The organism is Streptomyces sp. SID14436, from assembly GCF_010548465.1.
Taxonomy (GTDB): domain Bacteria; phylum Actinomycetota; class Actinomycetes; order Streptomycetales; family Streptomycetaceae; genus Streptomyces.
In genome coordinates, this window is record NZ_JAAGMD010000365.1 from 1 (window position 1) to 284 (window position 284).

Genomic DNA, 284 nt, shown 5'->3' on the forward strand with positions numbered 1-284 from the left:
CGCCTCTGGCCGGGGTCCGGCCCGCAGGACGATCCGGCCGCCGCGGCGCACGCGCTGGCCGCCGCCGCGCTCACCGAACTGCGGGACCTGATCGCCCTCCCGCCGGACCGGGCACCCGCCCGGACCCTGTGGGTGACCCGGGGCGCCGTCGCCGCCCGGCCGGAGGACACGGTGCCCGGCCTCGCCCAGTCGGTGCTGTGGGGACTGGCCCGCAGCGCCCGCGCCGAGCACCCGGGCCTCGGCCTCGTCCTGCTGGACCTCGACCCCGCCGACGCCCCCGACGA

1 protein-coding gene is annotated in these 284 nt (G+C 81.3%); it reads left to right on the forward strand.

Going from position 1 to position 284, the window contains the following annotated elements:
- Positions 1-284: hypothetical protein (locus G3I53_RS12685; protein WP_164438353.1), on the forward strand; the 284-nt coding region annotated here is incomplete at both ends.